Origin of the sequence: Vitreimonas sp. (assembly GCF_035627415.1) — a bacterium.
Lineage (GTDB): Bacteria > Pseudomonadota > Alphaproteobacteria > Caulobacterales > Aquidulcibacteraceae > Vitreimonas.
The window spans coordinates 121974-144519 of sequence record NZ_DASPLU010000004.1; the positions used below are offsets into that span (position 1 = coordinate 121974).

Annotated in this window: 30 protein-coding genes; 18 read left to right on the forward strand and 12 right to left on the reverse strand. The window is 66.9% G+C overall.

The window, feature by feature from the left end; genetic code table 11:
• Positions 1 to 90: 90 nt before the first annotated feature.
• On the forward strand, positions 91 to 342 hold the full coding sequence (locus VEA80_RS01795; protein ID WP_325058971.1) for a hypothetical protein: 252 nt from the start codon (positions 91 to 93) through the stop codon (positions 340 to 342).
• A gap of 14 nt (positions 343 to 356) precedes the next feature.
• On the opposite strand, the gene VEA80_RS01800 is transcribed toward VEA80_RS01795, so the two are convergent.
• From VEA80_RS01800 to ruvX, 3 genes are all read right to left on the reverse strand, one after another.
• Positions 357 to 1490 (reverse strand): hypothetical protein, encoded by a 1134-nt coding sequence (locus VEA80_RS01800; protein WP_325058972.1) that lies wholly within the window; start codon positions 1488 to 1490, stop codon positions 357 to 359.
• A gap of 38 nt (positions 1491 to 1528) precedes the next feature.
• Positions 1529 to 2446: an AEC family transporter gene (locus VEA80_RS01805; RefSeq protein ID WP_325058973.1), complete on the reverse strand. Its 918-nt coding sequence runs from the start codon at positions 2444 to 2446 to the stop codon at positions 1529 to 1531.
• Between the two features lie 183 nt (positions 2447 to 2629).
• Positions 2630 to 3100 (reverse strand): Holliday junction resolvase RuvX, encoded by a 471-nt coding sequence (ruvX, locus tag VEA80_RS01810; protein WP_325058974.1) that lies wholly within the window; start codon positions 3098 to 3100, stop codon positions 2630 to 2632.
• Positions 3101 to 3184: 84 nt separating this feature from the next.
• On the opposite strand from ruvX, the gene VEA80_RS01815 reads away from it, so the two are divergent.
• The 8 genes from VEA80_RS01815 to VEA80_RS20515 all read left to right on the forward strand — a co-directional run bounded on the left by VEA80_RS01815 (position 3185) and on the right by VEA80_RS20515 (position 7957).
• Complete coding sequence (locus tag VEA80_RS01815) at positions 3185 to 3634, forward strand: hypothetical protein (RefSeq protein ID WP_325058975.1); 450 nt, start codon at positions 3185 to 3187, stop codon at positions 3632 to 3634.
• A 31-nt stretch (positions 3635 to 3665) separates the two neighbouring features.
• On the forward strand, positions 3666 to 3956 hold the full coding sequence (gatC, locus tag VEA80_RS01820; RefSeq protein ID WP_325058976.1) for an Asp-tRNA(Asn)/Glu-tRNA(Gln) amidotransferase subunit GatC: 291 nt from the start codon (positions 3666 to 3668) through the stop codon (positions 3954 to 3956).
• Positions 3957 to 3959: 3 nt separating this feature from the next.
• The gene (locus VEA80_RS01825; RefSeq protein WP_325058977.1) at positions 3960 to 4502 is read left to right on the forward strand and encodes a hypothetical protein; all 543 of its coding nucleotides are present in this window, start codon (positions 3960 to 3962) and stop codon (positions 4500 to 4502) included.
• Positions 4499 to 4963 carry a GNAT family N-acetyltransferase gene (locus VEA80_RS01830; protein WP_325058978.1) on the forward strand — a complete coding sequence of 155 codons (465 nt, stop codon included), beginning with the start codon at positions 4499 to 4501 and terminating at the stop codon, positions 4961 to 4963. Before VEA80_RS01825 ends, VEA80_RS01830 begins: the two co-directional genes overlap by 4 nt.
• Positions 4964 to 5112: 149 nt before the next feature.
• Positions 5113 to 6591: an Asp-tRNA(Asn)/Glu-tRNA(Gln) amidotransferase subunit GatA gene (gatA, locus tag VEA80_RS01835; protein WP_325058980.1), complete on the forward strand. Its 1479-nt coding sequence runs from the start codon at positions 5113 to 5115 to the stop codon at positions 6589 to 6591.
• Positions 6591 to 7031: a hypothetical protein gene (locus VEA80_RS01840; RefSeq protein WP_325058981.1), complete on the forward strand. Its 441-nt coding sequence runs from the start codon at positions 6591 to 6593 to the stop codon at positions 7029 to 7031. The genes gatA and VEA80_RS01840 overlap by 1 nt, the downstream gene beginning before the upstream one ends.
• 148 nt (positions 7032 to 7179) lie before the next feature.
• Positions 7180 to 7461, forward strand: a complete 282-nt coding sequence (locus tag VEA80_RS01845; RefSeq protein WP_325058982.1) for a hypothetical protein — start codon at positions 7180 to 7182, stop codon at positions 7459 to 7461.
• Positions 7462 to 7531: 70 nt separating this feature from the next.
• Positions 7532 to 7957 (forward strand): DUF3126 family protein, encoded by a 426-nt coding sequence (locus VEA80_RS20515; protein WP_325058983.1) that lies wholly within the window; start codon positions 7532 to 7534, stop codon positions 7955 to 7957.
• Positions 7958 to 7960: 3 nt separating this feature from the next.
• Here VEA80_RS20515 and VEA80_RS01855 read toward each other — a convergent pair whose 3' ends face one another.
• Genes VEA80_RS01855 through VEA80_RS01865 form a run of 3 tightly spaced genes read right to left on the reverse strand, consistent with a single transcriptional unit; the run spans position 7961 to position 9928 of the window.
• A complete protein-coding gene (locus tag VEA80_RS01855; RefSeq protein ID WP_325058984.1) occupies positions 7961 to 8773 on the reverse strand; it encodes a nucleotidyl transferase AbiEii/AbiGii toxin family protein in 813 nt (270 codons plus the stop codon).
• On the reverse strand, positions 8760 to 9152 hold the full coding sequence (locus VEA80_RS01860; protein ID WP_325058985.1) for a hypothetical protein: 393 nt from the start codon (positions 9150 to 9152) through the stop codon (positions 8760 to 8762). Before VEA80_RS01860 ends, VEA80_RS01855 begins: the two co-directional genes overlap by 14 nt.
• Positions 9153 to 9157: 5 nt before the next feature.
• Positions 9158 to 9928: a PhoH family protein gene (locus VEA80_RS01865; protein ID WP_325058986.1), complete on the reverse strand. Its 771-nt coding sequence runs from the start codon at positions 9926 to 9928 to the stop codon at positions 9158 to 9160.
• A 290-nt stretch (positions 9929 to 10218) separates the two neighbouring features.
• Here VEA80_RS01865 and VEA80_RS01870 point away from each other — a divergent pair, with 290 nt between their 5' ends.
• Positions 10219 to 10758, forward strand: a complete 540-nt coding sequence (locus tag VEA80_RS01870) for a gamma carbonic anhydrase family protein (protein WP_325058987.1) — start codon at positions 10219 to 10221, stop codon at positions 10756 to 10758.
• Positions 10759 to 10822: 64 nt separating this feature from the next.
• A complete protein-coding gene (locus VEA80_RS01875) occupies positions 10823 to 11932 on the forward strand; it encodes a L,D-transpeptidase (protein ID WP_325058988.1) in 1110 nt (369 codons plus the stop codon).
• Between the two features lie 182 nt (positions 11933 to 12114).
• Here the strand turns inward: VEA80_RS01875 and VEA80_RS01880 are convergent, their stop codons facing one another.
• On the reverse strand, positions 12115 to 12705 hold the full coding sequence (locus tag VEA80_RS01880; protein WP_325058989.1) for a DUF882 domain-containing protein: 591 nt from the start codon (positions 12703 to 12705) through the stop codon (positions 12115 to 12117).
• A 112-nt stretch (positions 12706 to 12817) separates the two neighbouring features.
• Here VEA80_RS01880 and VEA80_RS01885 point away from each other — a divergent pair, with 112 nt between their 5' ends.
• Both VEA80_RS01885 and VEA80_RS01890 read left to right on the forward strand, forming a co-directional pair.
• Positions 12818 to 13525, forward strand: coding sequence for a M23 family metallopeptidase (locus VEA80_RS01885; RefSeq protein ID WP_325058990.1), 708 nt, complete (start codon positions 12818 to 12820; stop codon positions 13523 to 13525).
• Positions 13526 to 13552: 27 nt separating this feature from the next.
• Positions 13553 to 14689 (forward strand): NAD(P)H-dependent flavin oxidoreductase, encoded by a 1137-nt coding sequence (locus tag VEA80_RS01890; protein WP_349257192.1) that lies wholly within the window; start codon positions 13553 to 13555, stop codon positions 14687 to 14689.
• A 43-nt stretch (positions 14690 to 14732) separates the two neighbouring features.
• On the opposite strand, the gene VEA80_RS01895 is transcribed toward VEA80_RS01890, so the two are convergent.
• Both VEA80_RS01895 and VEA80_RS01900 read right to left on the reverse strand, forming a co-directional pair.
• Positions 14733 to 15257 carry a DUF4339 domain-containing protein gene (locus VEA80_RS01895; RefSeq protein ID WP_325058992.1) on the reverse strand — a complete coding sequence of 175 codons (525 nt, stop codon included), beginning with the start codon at positions 15255 to 15257 and terminating at the stop codon, positions 14733 to 14735.
• Between the two features lie 91 nt (positions 15258 to 15348).
• Positions 15349 to 15978, reverse strand: coding sequence for a PilZ domain-containing protein (locus VEA80_RS01900; RefSeq protein WP_325058993.1), 630 nt, complete (start codon positions 15976 to 15978; stop codon positions 15349 to 15351).
• 150 nt (positions 15979 to 16128) lie between these two features.
• Between VEA80_RS01900 and VEA80_RS01905 the strand changes: the two genes are divergently transcribed.
• Positions 16129 to 17799 (forward strand): choline dehydrogenase, encoded by a 1671-nt coding sequence (locus tag VEA80_RS01905; RefSeq protein ID WP_325058994.1) that lies wholly within the window; start codon positions 16129 to 16131, stop codon positions 17797 to 17799.
• Here the strand turns inward: VEA80_RS01905 and VEA80_RS01910 are convergent.
• A complete protein-coding gene (locus VEA80_RS01910; RefSeq protein WP_325058995.1) occupies positions 17796 to 18209 on the reverse strand; it encodes a response regulator in 414 nt (137 codons plus the stop codon). The two genes, VEA80_RS01905 and VEA80_RS01910, sit on opposite strands and share 4 nt — an antisense overlap.
• Positions 18210 to 18410: 201 nt before the next feature.
• Between VEA80_RS01910 and VEA80_RS01915 the strand changes: the two genes are divergently transcribed.
• A complete protein-coding gene (locus tag VEA80_RS01915) occupies positions 18411 to 18824 on the forward strand; it encodes a response regulator (protein WP_325058996.1) in 414 nt (137 codons plus the stop codon).
• On the opposite strand, the gene VEA80_RS01920 is transcribed toward VEA80_RS01915, so the two are convergent.
• A complete protein-coding gene (locus VEA80_RS01920; RefSeq protein WP_325058997.1) occupies positions 18821 to 19351 on the reverse strand; it encodes a PAS domain-containing protein in 531 nt (176 codons plus the stop codon). The two genes, VEA80_RS01915 and VEA80_RS01920, sit on opposite strands and share 4 nt — an antisense overlap.
• Positions 19352 to 19512: 161 nt before the next feature.
• On the opposite strand from VEA80_RS01920, the gene VEA80_RS01925 reads away from it, so the two are divergent.
• Complete coding sequence (locus VEA80_RS01925; protein WP_325058998.1) at positions 19513 to 20313, forward strand: hypothetical protein; 801 nt, start codon at positions 19513 to 19515, stop codon at positions 20311 to 20313.
• 117 nt (positions 20314 to 20430) lie between these two features.
• Entirely contained in the window at positions 20431 to 20949 is a 519-nt protein-coding gene (locus VEA80_RS01930) for a hypothetical protein (protein ID WP_325058999.1), read from the forward strand.
• On the opposite strand, the gene VEA80_RS01935 is transcribed toward VEA80_RS01930, so the two are convergent.
• Positions 20946 to 21740, reverse strand: a complete 795-nt coding sequence (locus tag VEA80_RS01935) for a hypothetical protein (protein ID WP_325059000.1) — start codon at positions 21738 to 21740, stop codon at positions 20946 to 20948. The two genes, VEA80_RS01930 and VEA80_RS01935, sit on opposite strands and share 4 nt — an antisense overlap.
• Positions 21741 to 22087: 347 nt before the next feature.
• On the opposite strand from VEA80_RS01935, the gene VEA80_RS01940 reads away from it, so the two are divergent.
• Positions 22088 to 22546, forward strand: a 459-nt coding sequence (locus VEA80_RS01940; RefSeq protein ID WP_325059001.1) for a hypothetical protein, incomplete at its 3' end; no start/stop codon positions are given.

Below are 22546 nucleotides of genomic sequence, written 5' to 3' on the forward strand. Positions count from 1 at the left end.
TGCCGCCCTGGACTCGGTGCTGTACTCGGTTTGTTCCAAATTGGATCAGGGCGGGTTGGGACCGAACTTGATATCCAGGAGGAGGGCGTGATGACGAAGTCGCACCCGAAGCGTGAAGAAGCCACCCCGTTGCGGCCGATCGGCCTGGCTCTGGCCGCCGTAGTCGCCGGCATCGGCGCCGCCAGGGCCGCGCCGGCCGAGACCCGCGTCCACGCCCCGCTCGAGCCGACCGCGCAGGAGAAGACATATGTCGCCGATCCGACCAACCATCCCGGTTTCGAGGAAGATCCGGAGATGATTGTCGGGCCAAGCGCGCCCGTGGCGCCGCTCACGAAGCGCTAGCGATGCTCCTCCGTTTACGGGGGAGCTGTCAGCGCGCGCGAGCGCGGTGACTGAGGGGGGCGTGCGCGTGGGGACAACTTCCCCCTCCGGCTCGCTCCGCTCGCCACCTCCCCCGCATGCGGGGGAGGACGGGCGTCGCGCTTTCGCTGCAAGAACGCCAGCACCGCGGCTTCGTGCTCGGACAAGCCCTCGCGCTTGGCCCGGCCTAGTTTGAACGCGCCATCGAGATAGCTCTCCAGCACCAGCGGGTGGACGTAGCTCTTGCGGCAGATCGTCGGCGTGTTGCCGAGGCTCATCGCCACCGTCTCGATCGCCGCTTTCACGTTGGCTTTCGCCAGCGTCTGCGTGTCGAACGCGCCGAGCCGCGCGAACTCCGCTGCAGCCAGCACCGTCGCGCCCCAGGTGCGGAAGTCCTTCGCGGTGATGTCGCTGCCTGCGATCTCGCGCAGATAGGCGTTCACGTCCGTCGAGGTCACGGATTGCGATGCGCCGCCTTCATCCAGGTACTGAAACAGCCGCTGTCCCGGCAGCTCCTGCGCCGCCTTCACTACCTTGGCCACGCGCCGGTCCTTCACCGTGAGCTTCCAGCTCTTGCCGGATTTTCCCGTGAACACGAAGCGCAGCCTGTCGCCCTCGACCTTGGCGTGCTGATCCTTCAGCGTGGTGAGCCCATAGCTCTTGTTGGTCTTGGCGTATTCGTCGTTGCCGACGCGGATCAGCGTCGTGTCGAGCAGATGCACGATCGTCGCCAGCACCTTCTCGCGCGGCAGCCCCTGTTTGCGCATGTCGGCGCCGATGCGGGCGCGGATGGCCGGCAGCGACTTCGCAAACTCGCTCAGGCGATCGAATTTCGCCTCGTCGCGCACTGCGCGAAAGCGCGCATGATAACGGTGCTGCTTGCGCCCGCGCGCGTCGCGGCCGGTCGCCTGCAGGTGGCCGCTCGGCGAAGCGCAGATCCAGACATCGGTCCAGGCCGGCGGAATGGCGAGCGCGCGGATGCGGGCGAGCGTCGCCTCGTCGCGAACCACTTTGCCCGTCGCATCGCGGTAGCTGAAGCCGGTCCCGCTCTTGCGCCGGGCGACGCCGGGCGCATCGCTCGTCACGTAGACGAGGCCGGCGTCTTTGGCGTCTGGGGCTCCTGGCGGCATGGCCGAGAAAAGCACGCCGCCTGCGCGCCGGTTCCCGCTCAGCCCAGCGCCAGCGTGATCGCTAGCGGCATCGTGATGAAGGAAAGCGCCGTGGTGGCGGTGATGATCGCCGCCATCAGCCGCGCATCGCCGCCCATCTCACGCGCCAGCGTGTAGCTCGCCGCGGCGGTCGGCGTGGAGGCGATGCCGACGGCGACAGCGGTATGGAGCGGTCCCGCGCCCATCAGCACGCACGCGCTCCACACGATCGCCGGCGCCGCGACGAGCCGCATCAGGGAGGCCGTCGCGACCTTCGGCAGCGACGTGCGCAGCGCGCCGAAATCGAGCCCCGCGCCGACGCAGACGAGCGCGATCGGCATCGCCGCTTGGCCGAGCAGTTGGATGGCGTCGCTGGCGTAGCCGAGGTCGCGTAGCCCGGCGAGATTGGCGCCGATGCCGACGGCGCAAGCGAGTATGAGCGGGTTGGCGACGATCTGATCCAGCACCGCGCGCATCGATGTCGCCTGCGCCGCGCCCCAGCGCGCCAGCACGATGACGCAGATGATGTTCAGCATCAGCACCAGCGGCCCGAAGGCGAGGCCGATCAAAGCCGTGCCTTGCGGCCCGAACAGATTGGGCGCCGCCGCGAGCAGCGCGAATCCGTTCCAGCGCATCGCGCCCTGGAAGACGCTGGAATAGGCTGGCCCGTCGCCGCGGAAGACAAGGCGCAGGCCGAGCGCCAGCAGCGCCAATGTGGCGAAGCCGCCCAGCACGCCGCCGAGAAACGGCAGCGCTTCGCCGCCCTCGAAGCGCGCGCCGGAGATCAGAGTGAACAGGAACGCCGGGTACAGCACGAAATAGCCGAACCGGTTGACCATCCCGAACTGCTCGGCCGTCGCCACCTTCGCCGCGCGCACGATGTAGCCGAGCGCGATCAAGATGAAGGTCGGCACAAGCGCGCCGAAAACCTCGCTCACGATTCCCCCTCCCCTTGAGGGGGTCGGCGCACTTTGCCGACGGCAGGGGGCGGGGTGAAGCGCCGGCGTATCAATACTTGGTGGATACCGATTGGGGCATTGCGCGAAAGCCGGAAAACACTGCGCATCACCCCGCCCCCCAACCCCCTCCCCTCGAGGGGAGGGGGAGTCTCTCAGCTTCGCTCACGCGCGCCGCTCCTGCATCGCGTCGAGCGCGCCTTGCAGCATGTAGGCGGCCGCCATCTTGTCGACGACCTCGCCGCGGCGCCGGCGCGAGGCGTCGCCTTCGATCAGGGTGCGCGTCACCGCCGCGGTGGAGAGCCGCTCGTCCCACAGCAGCAGCGGAACGTCGCGTTTGGCGATTAGATTGCGCGCGAACGCCCGCGCGCTCTGCGCCGCTGGGCCGCTCGACCCGTCCATATTGAGCGGCAGGCCGATCACCATGCCGGCGCACTGGCGCGCATCATAGAGCTTCAGGATTGCTTCGGCGTCGGCTGCGAACTTGGTGCGGGCGATGGTGTCGAGCGAGGAGGCGATGAGGCGCGTCGTATCGCTCACCGCGACGCCGATCCGCTTCTCGCCGGGATCGATCCCCAGGATTGCGGCGCGCGCCGGCAAGGCGGCGGCGAAGGCGGGGAGGTCGAGCAGGGGCAAGGTTCCGTTCTGTGACGCACCTGCGCGCGACGTCAATCCGGAACGAGCGCCTGCCTCTGGTGTTGGCGCCGCAGTGAGGCGCGCATGGCCGTTAAGCTCGTCACCTTTTTCGCGATCCTGTTTGCGGCGCTGACCTTTGTCGGGCCCGCCGCGCACCTGTTCTCGCTGTCCAACAAGATCGGCATGAACCAATCCGATTACTACGTCGCACAGGCCGTCTACCGGCGCTGGGACCTGCTCGGCTGGTCCTACCTCGGCTCGTTGGCGTTCACGCTGGCGCTGGCGATCATGCTGCGCGGTGGGGGCGCGGCATTCTGGCTGGCGTCAGCAGGGTTCGCCCTTACGGCGCTGTCGCTGGTGATCTTCTTCATCTGGGTGATGCCGGGAAACTCGGCGACCCAGAACTGGACCGTGGCGCCCGAGAACTGGCGGACGCTGCGGACCAACTGGGAATACGGTCACGCGGGCAGCGCGGTAGCGACTTTCCTGGCGCTCTGCGCCGTCGCCGCCGCCTCCGCCCTTGGGAGGCCTTGAACGGGCAGGCGGGCGCTGGTAGCCCGGCCGCATGTCCATCGATGAAAAAACCGTCCGCAAGGTGGCGAAGCTCGCACGCCTGGCGCTGCCGGAAGAGCGCGTCGCGCCCATGGCCAAGGAGCTCAACGGCATCATGGCCTGGATCGAGCAGCTGAACGAGGTCGACGTCGAAGGCGTCGAGCCGATGACCAGCGCCGTCGAGGGCCTCGCTCTGCCGATGCGCGAAGACGTGGTGACGGACGGCGCCGATCCAGAGCGCGTGCTGAAGAACGCGCCGAAGGCGGAAGATGGCTTCTTCGTCGTGCCGAAGGTGGTGGAGTAGGACATGCGTTCGCTGGTTCTCGCGGCTTCTCTGATTCTCGCGGCGTCTGGCGCTGCACATGCCCAGACCATCGATCCGGTCGCACGCGCGAGAGAGGGCGTGATTGAATGCCTGGGGCCGGACAGGGTGGCTCGCACCTGTGCTGCGATTTCCAACTACCGCGTTCTCGAGGGCGGGGAGATCGCAAACGACGCTGCAGTGCACATCCAAAACGATCCGACCGTCATCATGTACGGCACGAGCACGCTGTACGTGCGCGACGGCATGCTGTGCGAACGGGTGCTGAGGTCCACCATTGACGCGGCCCGGATCACGATCGACGGCCAGCCTGCGCCGGAGGATGTGGCGCAATCGATCCGCGCCGCCTTCTGGAAGGCGCTCGCCGGGGTGACTGAGATCTGTTCGCGTTATACGGCGGATGGCGATGGGGCTGCCGTCGCGATCTACTTCGACGGTGTCGTGCAGCCGGAATTGGCCGATCGCGCGATTTGGGTGCGGCCGGAGGACGGTTACACCATCGGCGCGGCCGACGCCTCGCCCGCATGACGTTCACCATCGCCACCGAAACGCCGCTCTCGGACGACGTGCGCGCGCTGGTGCAGGCGCTGAACGCGTTCACCTACGATCTGACGCCCGCCGAGTATCGCCATCACATGACGGTCGAGCAGATGGCGCAGCCGGACACGACGCTGTTCGTCGCGCGCGATGCGAACGGCGCGCCGCTCGGCATGGGCGCGCTGCGGCGGCATCCGAACGGCGCGGGCGAAGTGAAGCGCATGTTCGTGAAGCCGGAGGCGCGCGGGCTTGGGCTAGGCGGTGCGATCCTCGCGCACATCGAAGCGCTCGCGCGCGAAGAGGGGCTAGTCCGTCTCGTGCTCGAGACCGGCGCCAATTTCGACGCCGCCAAGCGCGTCTACGAACGCGGCGGGCTCACCCCATGCGAGCCCGTGCTCGATTATCCGCCGAGCCCGTGGACGGCGTTCTACGCAAAGGCTCTCACCTCGTGACCTCTTCACTCCGTCATCCCGGACGCGCGAAGTGCGATCCGGGACCCAGGGGCAAGCGACGTGCCGGTTGCCCTGGGTCCCGGCTCTACGGCGCTGCGCGCCTCCGGCCGGGATGACGGTGCTCTTTGTTTGTTTCTGCAAGTGAACCGATGACTGACCTGACAGCACTTACCCTCGCCGAAGCCCTCGACGGCATGGAGAAGAAGCAATTCTCCTCCGCCGAAATCACCGACGCCTTCATCGACGCGATCGAGAAGGCGAACCCGCATCTCAACGCCTATGTCGTGACGACGCCCGAACTGGCGCGCGTGCGGGCGAAAGCGTCGGACGAAAAGCGCGCGCAAGGCAAAGCCGGCCCGCTCGAAGGCGCGCCGCTCGGGATCAAGGATCTCTTCTGCACCGAAGGCGTACGCTCGACGGCGTGCTCCGGCATCCTCGGCGAATTCACGCCGACCTATGAAAGCACGGTCAGCGCCAATCTCTTCCGCGACGGCGCGGTGATGTTGGGCAAGCTCAACATGGACGAGTTCGCGATGGGCTCGTCCAACGAGACGTCGCACTTCGGCCCAGTGGTGTCGCCTTGGCGGCGCGGCAACGAAGACGCGAAGCTGACGCCGGGCGGCTCTTCAGGCGGCAGCGCCGCGGCGGTCTCGGCCGATCTCTGCCTCGGCGCCACCGCCACCGACACCGGCGGCTCGATCCGCCAGCCGGCGGCTTTCACCGGCACCGTCGGCATCAAGCCGACTTACGGCCGCTGTTCGCGCTGGGGCATCGTCGCGTTCGCGTCGTCGCTAGATCAGGCCGGGCCGATCGCCAAGACGGTCGAAGATTCCGCCATCCTGCTGCAATCCATGGCTGGGCACGATCCGAAGGATTCCACCTCGCTGCCGAACCCACTGCCGGATTTCCGCGCCGCCACCAAGCGCTCGATCAAGGGCATGAAGATCGGCGTGCCGGAAGAATATCGCGTCGACGGCATGCCGGCCGAGATCGAGGCGCTCTGGCAGCAAGGCATCGAATGGATGAAGGCGGCAGGCGCCGAGATCGTGCCGATTTCGCTGAAGCATACCAAGTACGCACTGCCGACGTACTACATCGTCGCGCCGGCGGAAGCGTCGTCCAACCTCGCCCGCTATGACGGCATGCGTTTCGGCGCGCGCGTCGGCGGCCGCGATCTCAACGCCACCTACGAGAACACGCGCGCCTCCGGCTTCGGTGCCGAAGTGCAGCGCCGCATCCTGATCGGCACCTACGTGCTCAGCGCCGGCTATTACGACGCTTATTATTTGCGCGCGCAGAAGGTGCGTCAGCGCATCGCCGAGGATTTCCGCGACGCGTTCACGCAAGTCGATGCGATCCTCACGCCGGCGACGCCGTCGGCCGCGTTCGCGCTGGGCGAAAAGGGCGATGATCCGGTGGCGATGTATTTGAACGACATCTTCACGGTGACGGCCAATCTCGCCGGCCTGCCGGCGCTCGCGCTGCCGGCGGCGACCGACAAGCAGGGCCTGCCGCTTGGCCTCCAAGTGATCGGCAAGGCGCTCGACGAAGAAAGCGTCTTCGCCGTGAGCGCCGAACTCGAGCGCGCGGCGAATTTCCGCGCCAAGGCGGCGAAGTGGTGGCTCTGATGCGCGCGATCCCGGCCGCGTTGGCGTTCACGCTCGCATGCGCGCCCGGCGCCGCGGCGAAGGACAACCATGACATCGCCGGCGCCTGGCGTGGCGAAGAGGTTGGCGGCGCCACCTCCATTGCCGATTATCTGCTTGCGGACTTGGACGTGCATGAGGGGCGTGTGGTCGGCGGCGGCCATATCAATCTCTGCGCCGGCTGCCGCGGCTTCGATCAATACGCGATCGATTGGGAGGGGCGCGTCTGGGGCGATCGGATCGAGCTGCGCGGGACCTATCCCGATCGGGACTTCGAGCCGGACGTGCAGTTCGCCGGCCGCATCGAAGCCAATGGCGAGCGCATCGTCGGCGTGCTCTCGAACGGCCGCGTCACCGAAGACTTCGTTTTGGTGCGTGCGCGGGACGTGAGCGGCCAGCAGCCGGATCGCGAGTCGCCGTGACCGCGTCGCCGTCTTCGGCTGCGGCGTGAGGCGTCCGTCTCCCGCGCTGGTGGCGGTGCGCTTGGCGCGGGCGCGCGTTCGTTACGCCATCCGAACGATGGACGCGCCTAGGCGGCGCGCCAAACCGAATCCGGTTACGCTGCGCCTCATGGCCAAACGCAAAGCCTCCGCCGCCAAGCCCGAGCGCCGCCCGCGCGGCGAGATCGACCGCAACTATTTCTTCGGCGACGTCTTCATCAAGACCGGCGCGGCGCTCGGCGTCGTCGTCGCGATCATCGCCGCCTACACGCCGATGACGGTTGAGAGCGCGCTCGCCGGCGGCATGTACGACTATCTCGCCGTGATGGGCTCGTTCGCCGGCGTCGCGGCGGTCTGCTTCCTGTTCGGCCGCCACCTGCGCCGCCAGGCCACGCACTGGGATTTCGACTAGGTTCCGGCGCGGGAGGCGCTTGACCTCGCCAGCCCGAAAGCCGACGTTCCCCCGTCCAAGGAGACGGCACTTGAACGCAGCCGAATGCACGCGCCTCGGCGCCTATCTGAGCAAATTGCTGGGCTCGCCGACCGTGTCGGTGGTTTCCAAGAGCGCCGACGAGGCCGACGTGCTGGTCGACGGCAAGCGCGTCGCCGACTTGCTGCGCGACGAAGAGGAAGGCGAGCTTTCCTATTCCATCAGCCTCGCGGTGCCGCCGGCCCCGGGCGCCAAGAAGAACGCGCCGATCGACGACGCCGAACGCGCGCGTCTCCAGGGCGCGCTGCGCCAGCTGCTGCACGCCGCCGACCTCGACGTCCGCGCCCGCCCGCGCAAGACCGATAGCGCCGAAGTCTATGTGCATGACGAATTCGTCGGCACGGTTTCGGTCGACGAGGACGAGGGGCAAGTGCTCACCATGTCGATTCTGGACATCGACCTCGACGGCGAGGATTAGCGTCTAGCCCGGCTGCTTGTACCGCTCCATCATCGCCGCCGCGATTTCGGGGCTGGACGGCCAATGCCCGCGGCGTTTCCCGGCGTGCGTCACGTAGCGGTCGAGTTGGAAGGGATCAGGCTGCACGACGCGGCCGGCTTCGATGAAGAGAAGACCGGCTTTGTCGGTTGGCATCTGCCTGACGAAGGCTTCCGCCTCGTCCAGCGCGGCGCGCAATTTCGCCATCGTCGCCGCGGGATCGACAGGCTCGCTGGTGATGAGCCGGCGCCACTCCTCAGCCGGGTGCATCGAATTCCGGCGTATCTCGGCGATCAAGCCTTCCGGCGTATAGCCCGGCGACTTCTCGACGGCCGCCCACATCACAGCGCCTAAAGGCAAGATCGATTCGTGAATCGCAACCAAGTCCACGAGATCGCGCAATTCGCGGCGGTTGGCTGCGGCCTGCGCCTTGTTGGCGGCGAGATCGACCGGGTGAAGAACGTAGCCGAACTGAAGGTCCGGCGTCGTCGGGAAAAATCGGAAATCGCTGTCAGCGACCCATTCGAGCTTGACCGCTTCACCGTTCCGCTCGGCTAAGAGAGTGTGCACGCCATTGCGGCGCTGCCAATTGAGCGAGAACCCGGCAGACGCCAACCGCGCCGCGTCCTCGTCGGCGGCCTCCCGCACACGCTCCTCTCGATCGTGAAAGATATCGATGTCGGCGGAATAGCGGGTCTGGTGGCGATTGAGCGGCGTGGAGCCTGCAACATAGCTTTCGGGATCGCGTCCCGCCGCGATCACCTCCAGAGCTGCGATTTGCCCTCTAGTGAGCGGCACGACACGCGGCTTCGATCTGCTCGGCCAACGCGCGCGCGGCGAGATTGCCTTCGACGCGAAGGGCGCGCGCAACCGCCAGCGCATCAGCGGGGCTGGGCTCGGGAAGCTGTCGGCTGTTCCAAAGCGCCAAGCTGCCGAACTCCGCGAATGCGCGACGGTAGAGGCTGCGAAAATCTTCGTTGAGCGTGTTGGGCTCGTTCATGCTGCACATGTAGCACGAGCGTCCCATCGGGAAAAAGCCTCCACGAAACGGCGCGCGCTCAATACCCGGCTTGTGCGACGGCCAAAGAGAAAGCCCCGGCGCGTCGCCGGGGCTGAAGTCGCGTTCGTCAAGTCCAACACAGTCCAACCGCGCAGGCTGAGGAAGCGGCGCGGCCACGCGCGTTACAAGACGCCCAACATCGAAGCGACCAGCGGGTGGCGGACGATGTCGGCTTCGCCGAGGCGCACCACGGCGACGTTCTTCAACTCGTCCAGCTTCTCGGCGACGGCGGAGAGCCCGGAGAGATCCGGCAGCAGATCGGTCTGCGCCGGGTCGCCGGTGACAACCATGGTCGAATTCCAGCCGAGCCGCGTCAGCAGCATCTTGATCTGGCCGTAGGTGCAGTTCTGCGCTTCGTCGATCACCACGAAGGCGTTGTTCAAGGTGCGCCCGCGCATGAAGCCGACTGGCGCGATCTCGATCAGCCCTTCGGCCATCAGCGCCTTTAAGCGCTTCGGCGAGAGCCGGTCCTGCAGCGCGTCGTAGAGCGGCCGCAGGTAAGGCGCGAGTTTGTCTTCCATCGCGCCTGGGAGAAAGCCCAGCGATTCGCCCGCTTCGACGGCAGGGCGCGACAGCACGATGCGGCCGACTTTTCCGCTTTCCAGCGCTTCGACCGCTTTGGTGATGGCGAGATAGGTTTTTCCGGTGCCGGCGGGCCCCAGCGCAAGCACGAGCGCGTGTGCGTCGATCGCCTCCAGTAGCGCCGACTGGCCTTTGGATTTGGGCCGGACGTTTTTGACGAAGCTTTGGGCTCGGTTGAGATCGTTGGCCGGCGGCTGCCAGCCGCCGTCGAGCACTTGCAGATTGCGCGTACGGCGATCGTCGCCGCGCTCGAATTCCTGAACATTGAGCGCGCCTTGTGCGTGCCTGCGCTTAGCCGTCCGCTTCGCCATCGAGGTCTCCTTTCGGGAGTACGAAGAGGCCGCGCGGCTTCTGCCGCCGGCCGGTGGGTCGAAGAAATCGGTGGAGTCGCGGGAGTCGGCGGCGGATGCGCCGTTTGGCGTCTTGGCGGATGCGCTCTTGCTGCGCTGTCTGCCCACGCTCTCCCCCACAAGCGGGCTTTCGCCCTGGAGACGGGTGAACCTGGAATTTCAGGTTCGATAGTGAAAGGAGACGCTGAACCGGTTAACGAGGCATTGAGGAAGCGGAACGTCACAAACATTTCGCACAAGGAGCGACCCGAATGCCGATCTACGCCCTGGCCGACGCCGATCTCGAGGTGGAGGACGAGAGCGCCTATTGGGTGGCGCCGACGGCGGTATTGATCGGCCGCATCGTACTGAAGCGGAACGCCAGCGTTTGGTTCGGCGCCGTGCTGCGCGGCGACAACGAGCCGATCGTCGTCGGCGAGAACTCCAACGTGCAGGACGGCAGCGTGCTGCACACCGACATGGGCGCGCCGCTGACGATCGGCAGAGACGTCACCATCGGCCATCAAGTCATGCTGCACGGCTGCACCATCGCCGACACCTCGCTCGTCGGCATCAAGGCGACGGTGCTCAATCACGCGGCCATCCCGAGCTTCTGCCTCGTCGGCGCGCACGCATTGGTGACGGAGCGCAAGACGTTCGAAGAAGGTTCGCTGATCACCGGCGCGCCGGCGCGCGTCGCGAGGAAGCTTGAAGAACAGCAGCGGCAGGTGATCCAATTTTCGGCCGCGCATTATGTCGAGAACTGGAAGCGTTACCGCCGCGATCTCAAGCCAAGCCGCTACGGGAGCTGATACCGTACGGGAACGAAGGCAGTCCTTGTCGATTGAATTTGCGAGCATCGACAGGGAACAGCGCATGAGATTGATCGCCTTTGCCGTTGCGCCGCTCATGGTGCTGGCGTGCTCGGAGCAGTCGGCGCGGACGCGGGCCGAGCGCGCGCCGGTCGTCGAGATGAGTGAGCAGGCGCGCGTCGAGATGCTGCGCGTGAACGCATCGCGGCTCAGCATGGAAATTCCCGCTCAGCTGGTTCAGCCGGAACCGTCCGAACCCGCCGCTGCGGCGGGCGCCGCGCAGCCGGCCGAGCCGGACTATGACGGCGGGCTGGTGCGCATCCAGACGCTGCTCGATCGCGCGCATTTCTCGCCCGGCGTGATCGACGGACACGACGGCGAAAACGTGCGCAAGGCCGTCGCCGCGTATCAGCGCGCAAACGGCCTGCCCGAGGACGGCCGCGCGACGGACGCGCTGCTGCGCCAGCTCGAAGAAGCCGACGGCGCCCAGGCGCTCGTGGCCTATGTCCTCACCGAAGCTGACATCAGCGGGCCGTTTGTCGACGTGCCGGAGAGCATGCAGGCGCAGTCGCGGCTGCGGCATCTCGGCTACGAAAACGCCACCGAGGCGGTCGCCGAGAAATTCCACATGGACGAAGATCTGCTGCGCACGCTGAACCCCGGCGTCGATTTCACCCGCGCGGGCGTCGAGATCGTCGTCGCCAATGCCGGCGGCGGTCTGAGCGGCCAAGTCGCGCGCATCGAGATCGACAAGGACGCGCTGACCTTGCGCGCCTACGACGCGAGCGATCGCATGCTCGCGTTCTATCCGGTGACGATCGGCGCCGGAAACACGCCGAGCGGCGAACTCGAAATCACCGGCGTCCACTTCGATCCGACGTACAATTACGACGCCGACGAATTGCCGTCGTTCAACGACAGCAGCGGCCGCGAATTCCAGATCAAGCCTGGCCCCAACAATCCTGTCGGTCTCGTCTGGATGGCGCTCAACCGCGACGGCTACGGCATTCACGGCACGCCCAACCCGTCCCTGATCAGCAAGACTTCATCGCACGGCTGCATCCGGCTTACGAACTGGGACGCCGTGGAGCTCGCCAGCGTCGTGCAAGCAGGCGTGCCGGTGCAATTCCTCGAAGGCGGCGCGCAAGTGCGGCGCGAGACGTCGCGCGGCTAGAGCGTCTCGATCTGAAAGCACATCCATTTCGTCATTCCGGGGCTCAGCGAAGCTGAGAACCCGGAACCCAGGGGCAAGCGGCGGTGCGGCGGCCCCTGGGTTCCGGTTCATCGCTACGCGATGCCCGGAATGACGATCTGGCTCATGCGCTTCGATTTATAGGTCTCGCAGGTCGCGTCAGCTCACCAGCGCCGCACGCGGCCGGTGTCGACGTGGATGAAGTCCGGGCCCTGATAATAGCCGACGCCGCCCGCTCGCATGCCAAGCGCCGCGTCGCGCAGCCGCGCGAGATCGACGCCGCCGATGCGAATATCGATCGCCTTGCCGTCCATGTGCAGACTGCGGCTGGCGACGCCGTTCGAGTGCGAACGCAGCGCCGCATTGGTGCGCGGCGAGCGGTAACCGGAAATGATCTGGAACGGCGCGGACGCCTCGACGAGCCCATTCAGCGTGTGCAGCTGATCCATCAAAGCCGGATCGATCGCGTACACTTCGCCAGTGCGGTGATCGCGCATCACCTGGTTGATCGCCGCCATGGCGTCGGGAACATAGTTCCCCGCTTCCCAATAGGCGTCGGCGAATCTCTCGCCTGTATGCGTGTTAATGAACGAAAGCTGGCGCACCTCGCGCGGCGCGGTTACTGGCGCAACTGGCGCAGGTGGAGAAGACGCTTGCGTCGACGCAGCGTTTGCAGGCAGTAGCGCTGCCGCGCCGATGCTGCCGCCGACAAGCACAGCGCTGCCGGCGAGCTTCAACAGGTTCCGACGGTTCATGCCCAAGGCTCCTCGCAGGCGCTCTCGTTAACCGCGCGCGCGGGCCATTATGAGGCGGCGAGGCGGCGAGAACACGGGTGAGTTGCAGCATGGTTCGTGCAAGGCGAGCGGTATGATGAAGCGTCCGCGCACAGTGTTCGCGCCGTTCGTAGCGGTCGCGTGCTTCGGACTCGGCGTGCTGATCACGCAAGTGGACGGCCGCGCGCGCGCCGATGCGGCGCCGGCTGCGGCGGAGACGGCGGAACCTGTGTCGCTCGAACCGAAGCCGCGCTTGCGCGCCTACGCCATGCGCAAGGCGTCGCCGCGCCTCTCAGCGGAGGCGCTGCGGACGCTCCCAGTGAGCCTCATGGTGCCGGTGGAAGGGCTCACGCAAGCGGCGCTGACCGACACGTTCGGCGCCGCGCGCGGCGAAGGCCGCAGCCATCACGGCATCGACATCATGGCCGAAGCGGGCACGCCGGTGCTCGCCGCCGCCGACGGCGAGATCGCCAAATTCCACGACAGTGAGCGCGGTGGCGTTTCGATTTATCAATTCGACGCCAGCGGGCGGCTGGTGTTCTACTACGCGCATCTGGAAGAGCGCGCGCCGTGGCTCGAAGAGGGTCAGGAAGTGCGTCAGGGCGACGTGATCGGCTATGTCGGCATGAGCGGCAACGCGCCCGTCCCGCACCTCCATTTCGAGATACAGCATCGCAAGGACGGCCGCCGCTGGTGGCGCGGCAGCCCGGTCAATCCCTATCCGCTGCTGCTGGAGGGCGAAGCGCCGGCGGAGCTTCGGCCTGTCGTTGCGGAAGTTTCTGAAGCCGATCAGGCGCGCTAGGCTCGGGGCCGAAAGGGCGGCCCCATGATGAACACGCCGATCTGCAAACGCCTCGGCATCGAGTTTCCGCTGTTCGCCTTCTCGCACGCGCGCGACGTCGTCGTCGCGGTGTCGAAGGCGGGCGGCATGGGCGTGCTGGGAGTCGCCGGCTATTCGCCCGAACGGCTGAAGCAGGAGCTCGACTGGATCGACGCGCATGTCGGCGGCAAACCCTATGGCGTCGACCTCATCGTTCCGAACAAGCACGAAGCGCAGACGGGCGGCAACGTCGAAGCGCTCGTGGAAGCGCTGCCGCGCGCGCACAAGGAGTTCGCCGCGGACATTCTCTCGCGCCACGGCATCGACGCAGCTTCGCTCGAGACCGAGCGTCGCAACGGCGCGGGCTTTGCCCGCAACCTCGCCGATTCCGGCGCCGCGTCGCTCGAGATCGCGTTCCAGCATCCAATCAAGCTCATCGCCAACGCGCTCGGCGTGCCGCCGCTTTTGATGCTGGAAATGGGCAAGCGTCACGGCGTCGCCGTCGCCGCGCTGGTCGGGGCGAAGGAGCACGCGCTCGCGCAAGCCGCCGCCGGCGTCGACATCGTCATCGCCGCCGGCACGGAGGCGGGCGGCCATTGCGGCGAAGTCACCACCATGGTGCTGGTGCCGGAAGTGGTCGAAGCGCTGCGCGCCGCCAACATCGACACGCCCGTGCTCGCCGCCGGCGGCATCGTCACCGGCGCGCAGATGGCGGCGGCGATGGCGATGGGCGCGGCCGGCGCCTGGTGCGGCTCGGTCTGGCTGACGACGCCAGAGTCGGAAACGAGCCCGGTGGTGAAGCAGAAACTGCTCGCCGCCAGCTCGCGCGACACCGTCCGTTCGTGCTCGCGCACCGGTAAACCGTCGCGCCAGCTGCGCTCGCCGTGGACCGACGCGTGGGAGAGCGAAGCCGCGCCGAAGCCGCTGCCGATGCCGCTGCAGACTTTCATTTCCGAACCGCCGCTTCGCCTCATCGACAAGCTCAGCGAAGGCGGCCATTCCGGCGCGCAAGAGCTCGCGACCTACTGGGTCGGCCAGGGCGTCGGCCTGATGAACGCGCCGCTTTCGGCCGGCGCGGTCGTGCAGCAATTCAAGGAAGATTTTCTGCGCGCGTATGAACGCCTCGCAGCCGCCGTCGACCGCTAATGTCCACCAGCGTCAGCCTGAGCTTGGTCGAAGGCGGAATAAGCTAGCGCGCCTCGACGCGCAGCGGGCCGTTCCAGACTTTCTGGATGCGCACGTCCGTCTCCGGGCCGAGATTGAACCAGGCGAGGCGGTCGCGCGTCGCGTCGACGACCACGAAGCGGTCGCCGCGCTCCAAGGTTTGCGACAGCGTGTTGCGGATGACGCCGGCCGAGAAGCGCGTGCGCACCAGCCACAAGCCGGGCGAGAGATCGCACACATGGCCGAGGCTCGTCAGCGCCGCCATGAAGTTGTTCCAGCTGCCGGAGAAGATCTCGGCGTGCACGAACACGTTGGCGGCTTCGGCGGCGTCGTTGGCGGGTTCGAGCGCGCGCGTCAGGCCGATCACCTTGCGCGCTTCGATCCAGGCGCCGTCCGGCGAGTTGGAGACTGGCGTCGCCGGGCGCACGCGGCCTTCGGCCACGAACGCGGTCAGCTGCTCCATCGTGTAGGGGCCGTACGCCTTGCCGCGCACCTGCACCCACCACTGGCCGGCGGCCGGTGTCTGCATGGGGATGGCGGCGTCGCTCACAGCTGCTCCGTTTCGGTACGGCCGCGCTTCAGGCGCCGCCGTCGAAACGGAGGGAGTGCAAACCCCGTACCCTAGGTGAGCAGGCCGTTAATCAGGGCGGCGGAGCGGTGGGCTTTTGCGGCGCGAAATCGATCGCGAAGCCGCCCTCGATCAGCCGCGCCACGCGCCCGTAGACCGCGCCGGCGCGGACCCAAACGCCGATTAGCGGCGGCGGCCGCTGCGAGCGGATGGTCATTCCGGCCAGCGAGAAATCGAGCACCTCGCCGTCGTAAGATTCGCCGGTCTCGAATGCGAGCCGGACCGTCTGCGCGCCGTCGCGGATCGGCCCGCGCACCGGCTCCTCGATGCCGAGGCTCCGGTTCGCGGCGAGCGTCAGCTGCTCGGCCAGCTTCTCGCGCTTGTGCGCGGTGAAGTCGAAGATGATCGCCACTTCCCCTTCGCCGCACGTGCGCGCGACGTTGCCGGAGACGCGGCCGATGCCGTCGAGATACAGCACGACGCGCTCGCCGACCCGCGGCAGGGTCGGCGCCGCGATGCGGACGTCCCCGGGCGAAATGTCGGCGGTCCGGCAGTCGTGCTCGCGCCCGAGCGTGTCGAGCATGCGCCCGTTCACCTCGATCGGCATGCGGCGGAAGCGCCGGCGCTCGCGCAGGCCGACCTGCGAGGCCGTCAGCCGCCGGGCCGCGGCAGCGAAGTCGATCTTCTCGGCGGTATTGCTCATGCGAGCGTTAATACGCGCTTCAGCGTAAACGTTCGCTTAAGCTTTGGCGCGGGGCGTCGACGTCCGGCGCCAGATTGCCGGTGCGGCAGCCTCGACCGCCGCCCTTTATGGCTGTTAACTGACGCCTGACACCTGACACCCGAGGGCAACGTGGCTGAGATCGAGAGCGGCGAGCGGTTTGATTACGTCATCGTCGGCGCCGGCAGCGCCGGCTGTGTCCTGGCCAACCGGCTGACCGAAGACCCGAACGTCACCGTCGCGCTGCTGGAAGCGGGCGGCAAGAACAACTCGTTGCTGGTGCGCATGCCCGCCGGCGTCGGCAATCTCATCAGCACCAAGGGCGTCAGCAATTGGGGCTTCGAAACGACGCCGCAGGCGTTCATGGACGGCCGGCGCCTCTATCAGCCGCGCGGCCGCGGCTGGGGCGGCTCATCCGCCATCAACGGCATGATCTACATCCGCGGCCACGCGCGCGATTACGATCACTGGCGCCAGATGGGCCTCGCCGGCTGGGGCTACGCCGACGTGCTGCCGTACTTCAAGCGCGCCCAGCACCACGAGGACGGCGCGGACGCATGGAACGGCGAAGGCGGCCCGCTCTGGGTGTCGCGCGGGCCGCCCGGCGATCCGATCTACAAGGCCTTCATCCAGGCCGGCAGACAGGCCGGCTATCCGGCGACGCGCGATTTCAACGGCCGCCAGCAGGAAGGCGTCGGCCCGTATCATCTCACCATCCGCGACGGCGAACGCTGGAGCGCATCGGCCGCCTATCTGCAGCCGATCGTCGGCGTGCGGCCGAACCTCAAAGTCATTTCCAACGCCCATGCCGGCCGCATCATCATCGAGCGCAAGACCGCCGTCGGCGTCGAATTCTCCGCCGGCCCCGGCAAGCCGGTGCAGAGCGTCTACGCCAAGCGCGAAGTGCTGGTCTGCGGCGGCGCGTTCCAGTCGCCGCATCTCTTGCTTCTGTCCGGCATCGGCCCCGCGGACGAACTGAAGAAGCTCGGCGTGCCGGTCGAAGTCGATTCACCGGAAGTCGGCCGCAATCTGCAGGACCACCTCGACGCCAGCATCATCTACGAGATGACCAAGCCCATCTCGATGTATTCGAAGACGAAAGGCCTGAAGCAGCCGATGATCGGCCTGCAATATCTCTTCGCCAAGCAGGGTCACGGCCGCACCAATCATTTGCACGCCGGCGCCTTCCTCAAAACCCGCGGCGAGCTCGATCGCCCCGACATTCAGCTCCACTTGGTCAACGCCGTGATGATGGACCATGCGCGCGTGAAGGCAGACCGCGACGGCTTCACCGTGCACGTCTGCCAGCTCCGGCCCGAGAGCCGCGGCACGGTCACGCTCGCCTCGCGCAATCCGTTCGATCAGCCGCTGATCGATCCGCGCTATCTCGCCGAAGAGGTCGACCGCCGCACCATGCGCGACAGCGTGCGCGTCGTCCGCGACATTTGCGGCCAGGACGCGCTGAAGCTTTATCGCGGCGCCGAGATGCGCCCGGGCGAGCACGTGCGCACCGATGCCGAAATCGACGCCTGGATCCGCCAGAACGCCGAAACCATCTATCACCCGGTCGGCACGTGCCGCATGGGCGTCGACGACAAGGCGCCGGTCGACGAAGAGCTCCGCGTGCGCGGCATCGATTCCTTGCGCGTCATCGACGCTTCAGTGATGCCGACCTTGATCGGCGGCAACACCAACGCGCCCACTATCATGATCGCAGAGAAGATGTCCGATGCTCTGCGCGGCAAGCCGCCGCTCGCGCCGCTGGACGCGCCGATCGCCGAAGACGAGCGCGTCGCCGTCTAAGGACGGCGGCGCTTGCGTGGAACCGGGTCGGTCGAGGACGGCGGCCGCGCGCGCCGCTTGCGCTCGGCCGCCAGCGCGCGGATGCGCGCGGCGAGGCCGGAGGAATCGTACGGCGCTTTGGTGGGGAACCGCGCGCAGAACTCGCTTGCGGCCTGCGCCTTGCCGAGCACCGTGCTGGTAAGGATCACCTCAACCGTAGGTCGGTAGCGGCGGATCCATTGCGCCAGCGCAAAGCCGGTCTCTTCGCCGGCAAGTTGCGCATCGCTGAGCACCACGTCGACATCGATGCCGGACTGCAGCACCGCTTTCGCTTCCTTGCCGCTGGCCGCCTCGAGCACTTTGAGACCGCAAGTGCGGAGGTATTCGCCGAGCGCCATCCGAACGATGACGTCGTCGTCTGCGAGAAGCACGGTACGTTTCGACGCCTTCGGCATAGTCGGAGTCTGGTAAGCCTATACTCAGCGAGCGCGACTCAACCTTGGACCTTCAACTGAGTTCCGGCATTATAGCGCGGAACCTCGAGCAGGGAACAAAAACCGCGATCTGCCAAGGACTTGTAACTAAGGTTTTGTTAGGGCAAGCAGCGTCCGCTCCAGCGCAGCGGGGAGAGAATGAGCCCGGCAGAAAATCAGATGCGCTCCACTGATCGCCAGAACCAGACCGTGCTGGTGGTCGAGGACGAAGTGCTGTTGCGCCTGACGCTGGCTGAAGATTTGCGCGACCGCGGCTTCGCCGTGATCGAAGCTGCGAGCGCCGACGAAGCGCGCAAACTCGCGCTCGCCGGCGTGCCGTTCGACCTCGTCATTTCCGACATCACCATGCCGGGCGAGATCGATGGCAGCGGCCTCGCCCAATGGCTCGCGGACAACGACGTCCCCGCCGTCGTGATGCTCACCTCGGGTTTGCCGACCGCGCTCGACAAGGCGCGCGCGATGCTGCCGAACGTGAAGGCTTTCATCGCCAAGCCCTACGACCACGAGAAATTGCTCGTGCAGATCGAGGCGATGCTGAAGCGCGAGGACTAGTCGTTCACCACGACGAGGCGCATGCCCTTGGGCATCTTCGCCGCCGGCGGATGCAGCGAGCCGATCCGCATCAGCTGAACAGGGCGCCCGTTCAGGAAGGACTCACCGCCGAGCGGCTGGAAGAGGCCGAGGAAACGCTCATCGATGCTGTTGTCGACCTTAAGCGGCGTCAGCAGGATCTCGGCGCCCAGTATTTTCCCGCACCCAGTCTCCGCCGTCACCCGTGCGATCGCCGGCTCGCCCGCCGCGATGCCTGCGTCGACCAACGCGCGCAACATCGCCAAATCGGGCGCGAGGAAGAAGCGGGCGAAGTCGTGCTCGCGCATGTCGCGGCCGAACAGCTTCACCAATTCGGCGCCGAAGGTGCGGATCGGTAAACGCCCGTCCTTCATGCGCTGGATCACGAACAGGCGGTCGAGCACGTGGTCGGCGCCTCCCTTCCTCGGCGCGGCGCCAACGCCGGCGAGCGCGCGCCCATAGGCGAGCAGGGCCCGTGTGTCGGGATGGAAGGTCTCCTCGCCCATCATCGTTAAAGGTCGCGTCCGTCTTGTAGCCGCCGCTTCACACGCAAGCCTTGGGCCCAAGCGGAACGAGGGAAAACCGTGCTGGCGAGGGCCGTTCTCGTGCGCCGGGCGAGGCGTGGCCCCGCGCTTGCACCGGCTCTGGCGAGTTTCAGGAGAAACGGCTCATGACCGTTCCAGCACGGTACATCCTGGCCGCGATCGCGTTCGGCGTCGCTGCGCTCGGATTCTTCCTCTTGCCGACCGACGCGGCCGCGTGCGGCGCGAACGGCTGCGCGCCGCCGCCGTCATGCCATGGCGGCTGCAATCCGCCGCCGCCTCCGCCGCCGAGCAATTGCTGCCGGCCGCCGACGGTCGTCGTGCCGCCGCCGCACGTGCCGCCGCCGAACATCGTCGTGGTGAACGCCGGCGCCCGCGCTCAGGCGCAAGCCAGCGCCACCGCGATCGCCATCGCCAACGTCCGCACCGGCGACACCATCATCCGCCAGAACATGGTGGTGGAATCGAACGCCGGCGCCGCCGCTTCGTCGGCCGCGTTCGCGATCACCGAATCGAGCGCGTTCACCGAAACGGTCGCCCGCGAGCGCGATCTGCTGATCCAGGCCATTTGCGTCGACGCCAACGGCAATCCGCACCCGGCGTCGCAAACCTTCGGCGGCCGCGATGTCGCCGAGGATTTCAGCGGCGAGATCTTCCGCTGTATGGCCGGCACCCGCATGCGCTACACGGTCGACAACCAATCGTACGAATGCGCGCAGGGCGAGGCGCTCTGGTACGAGAACGGCCGCGTCGAGTGCCGCCCGCAGATCGCGCGCCGTCCGTGCAATGAGCGTTCGCTGCTGCGCCGCCACGGCCCCGGCGACAAGCTTGTCCGCATCCGCGACAGCGAAACCCGCGCCGCCCGCGCCGAGACGACGTTCAACGGCGCGATGACGATGGACGGCGGCGTCGGCCAAGGCGTCTGGTGATCCAGCTCCGCAACACTTCTCCCACCCATTCACCTCAAGGCTACGGCCTGCCCCCGCGAAAGCGGGGGTTTTTGTTTGTGTTGGGCCGTGACACAATCTGTCGAAGAGGAGCGTCGGTTGACTAGGTTCGCGCAAACGGCGCCAGGGATAATTTCAGTATTGCTTCTTAGCCCGACGCTCTATCTTTGGGCGATCGGACGATATGCGATAGACGATCGAGGCTATTTGGCCGTCAACGCCTTGGCTGTCGGCGCTCAGCTTTGTTGGGTGTGGAGTGTCTATCGACTTGCCGTGCACAGTCGTCCTGGCGTTGAGCGATCTTGGGGAAGGTGGACGTTTGGCGTAGCCGCCTTAGTGGCTGTGTTGGCCGGATTTGTGCTTCCCGGAGCTACCTGGACGCAATCACCGGAAACGCTCTTCGACCTGGTCTCTATCGACATTCTAGTGATACTGGCTGCGTTGTCGTTCGGCGCATGCCATTGGGTCGCTGCAAAGGCCCTGATCGAAGCGGAGGCGTCGGAGCGCCGCGCGGTCGGTACGTTTTTGTTGATGGTCTGTCTCGTCATCGGCGTCTGGTTTCTGCGCCCACGCGTACTTGCATTATCGAACTCGGACCCCGGCCTCTCGGCAGACTAAACCTCCGCCGTGTAGCGCGCGGCGCTGTCGCGGAAGCTCATGATCGGCGCGACGATGGCGCCGTCGGCGCGGGCGCGGCCGCCGAGCGGGTCGATGGCGCGGATGTCGTAGGAGGGCTGGCCGGGATCGAGATCGGAGATGACGACATCGAACGTCGTCGCCGGCGCGCGCCCATGTGGCACGAACCAATGGATGTTGTCGCGCTGGCTCGACATGGTGGAGATATCGCCCGTGCGCGCCACGTAATCGCGCGTTGGCCGGATCACCATGGCGCCGTCCTCGTCGCCGATGCGGTCGAAATTGCGCACGCGGAAGGCGCCGTCGACGACCAGATGCGCCGACACCATGTGCCGGTGTCCGTGCGGCGTGATCACGTTCTGCGGCTGGAAGTCGAACAGCGCCGCGCCGTAGGCGAGGCGGCGCGGCTCGCCCGTGTCATCGAGGAAGCGCACGAAGCGCTTGGCCGGATCGTTGTGGGAGCCGCGCGGCGCCGGCGAAAGCCGCGCCCGGTTCACCGTCGCCATCAGCTCCGCCACGTCGACTTCGCGCGCCAGCCGTTCGACTTCGGCTTGCCAAATGAGCGGCGTGATCTCGCCGCCTGCGAGCGCGCGCGCGACCTCGTCGTGCGCGTCGATCCAGCGCGCAGGCGCCATGGTGCGCCGCGAACCGGCGATGGTCAGCGCGCCCGCTTCGGACAGCAGCGCGAACACGGCGAAGGCCGGCAAAAAGGCGAACAAGTGTTCGCGACGGTTCAGCCGAAGATCGGAGGCAGCGGCAGGGCGAGGCGACATGATTTCCGCTCCAGCAAGACGCGCCGCAGCCTAGCCCGCTTCGCGTGGATGGTCGAACGTTGCGGGCGGTCAGCATAGCGCACTGCCACCCATTCCCGGGGCTTCGCGCAGCGAAGAGCCGGGATCCATAATCACGGGTGCTCGCGTTACTGGCGCAGGACGGCGGGAGCTGGTGTGTCATGGGTGTTTGTGCCTGGACTTGGCGCTGCGCTCCGGGAGTGGATGCGCGGATAGGCGCGGTTTCTATCCCCCCAATTCGCAGGTGAAATCCTCATCCAATCAACGCCCGCGCGGAAAGCGAGGGCGATTCAATCCGACCGCGCTTGAGCGGGCGTAGAATGCCGCGCATGAAACTCATCCGATCCACTCCAGCAGCAGAGCGAAAGCTCGCCCGGCTCGCCGCCTGGGCGTGGCTGACGCTCGCGTGGGTCGGCGCGACGCTGTTCGGCGAGGCTGTGCGCGTCGACCGCCGTCACATCCGCCGGCGGTTTCGCTGGCTCGAACTCGACCGCATCGCCTACGTCGTCTCTTGGCTCATCATTGGCCGCGGCCACCAGCTGATGCACCGGCTCAACGTCCGACCGCTGCGCAACTATGCGGCGCCCGGTTTCACCCGCCGCATCCGCCGCGGCCATTATCGGCGCACCGTGTTCGGCTCGGCGCTACGCAAAGCGCTGAAGCATCCGAACCTGGCGCAGCGTTTCGCCCGCATCGTCGAGGCGCTCGCCAATATCGACCGCCTTGCGCGCCGCATCATCCATCGCCTGCGCCGCGGCATGACGCGCACCTGTCCGATGCTGGCCGTG

Coding starts and splice junctions, on each gene's coding strand:
- VEA80_RS01795 (WP_325058971.1), top strand. CDS start 91: ATGACGAAGTCGCACCCGAAGCGTGAAGAAGCCACCCCGTTGCGGCCG.
- VEA80_RS01800 (WP_325058972.1), bottom strand. CDS start 1,490: ATGCCGCCAGGAGCCCCAGACGCCAAAGACGCCGGCCTCGTCTACGTG.
- VEA80_RS01815 (WP_325058975.1), top strand. CDS start 3,185: ATGGCCGTTAAGCTCGTCACCTTTTTCGCGATCCTGTTTGCGGCGCTG.
- gatC (WP_325058976.1), top strand. CDS start 3,666: ATGTCCATCGATGAAAAAACCGTCCGCAAGGTGGCGAAGCTCGCACGC.
- VEA80_RS01825 (WP_325058977.1), top strand. CDS start 3,960: ATGCGTTCGCTGGTTCTCGCGGCTTCTCTGATTCTCGCGGCGTCTGGC.
- VEA80_RS01830 (WP_325058978.1), top strand. CDS start 4,499: ATGACGTTCACCATCGCCACCGAAACGCCGCTCTCGGACGACGTGCGC.
- gatA (WP_325058980.1), top strand. CDS start 5,113: ATGACTGACCTGACAGCACTTACCCTCGCCGAAGCCCTCGACGGCATG.
- VEA80_RS01840 (WP_325058981.1), top strand. CDS start 6,591: ATGCGCGCGATCCCGGCCGCGTTGGCGTTCACGCTCGCATGCGCGCCC.
- VEA80_RS01845 (WP_325058982.1), top strand. CDS start 7,180: ATGGCCAAACGCAAAGCCTCCGCCGCCAAGCCCGAGCGCCGCCCGCGC.
- VEA80_RS01865 (WP_325058986.1), bottom strand. CDS start 9,928: ATGGCGAAGCGGACGGCTAAGCGCAGGCACGCACAAGGCGCGCTCAAT.
- VEA80_RS01870 (WP_325058987.1), top strand. CDS start 10,219: ATGCCGATCTACGCCCTGGCCGACGCCGATCTCGAGGTGGAGGACGAG.
- VEA80_RS01875 (WP_325058988.1), top strand. CDS start 10,823: ATGAGATTGATCGCCTTTGCCGTTGCGCCGCTCATGGTGCTGGCGTGC.
- VEA80_RS01880 (WP_325058989.1), bottom strand. CDS start 12,705: ATGAACCGTCGGAACCTGTTGAAGCTCGCCGGCAGCGCTGTGCTTGTC.
- VEA80_RS01885 (WP_325058990.1), top strand. CDS start 12,818: ATGATGAAGCGTCCGCGCACAGTGTTCGCGCCGTTCGTAGCGGTCGCG.
- VEA80_RS01890 (WP_349257192.1), top strand. CDS start 13,553: ATGAACACGCCGATCTGCAAACGCCTCGGCATCGAGTTTCCGCTGTTC.
- VEA80_RS01900 (WP_325058993.1), bottom strand. CDS start 15,978: ATGAGCAATACCGCCGAGAAGATCGACTTCGCTGCCGCGGCCCGGCGG.
- VEA80_RS01915 (WP_325058996.1), top strand. CDS start 18,411: ATGAGCCCGGCAGAAAATCAGATGCGCTCCACTGATCGCCAGAACCAG.
- VEA80_RS01920 (WP_325058997.1), bottom strand. CDS start 19,351: ATGATGGGCGAGGAGACCTTCCATCCCGACACACGGGCCCTGCTCGCC.
- VEA80_RS01925 (WP_325058998.1), top strand. CDS start 19,513: ATGACCGTTCCAGCACGGTACATCCTGGCCGCGATCGCGTTCGGCGTC.
- VEA80_RS01935 (WP_325059000.1), bottom strand. CDS start 21,740: ATGTCGCCTCGCCCTGCCGCTGCCTCCGATCTTCGGCTGAACCGTCGC.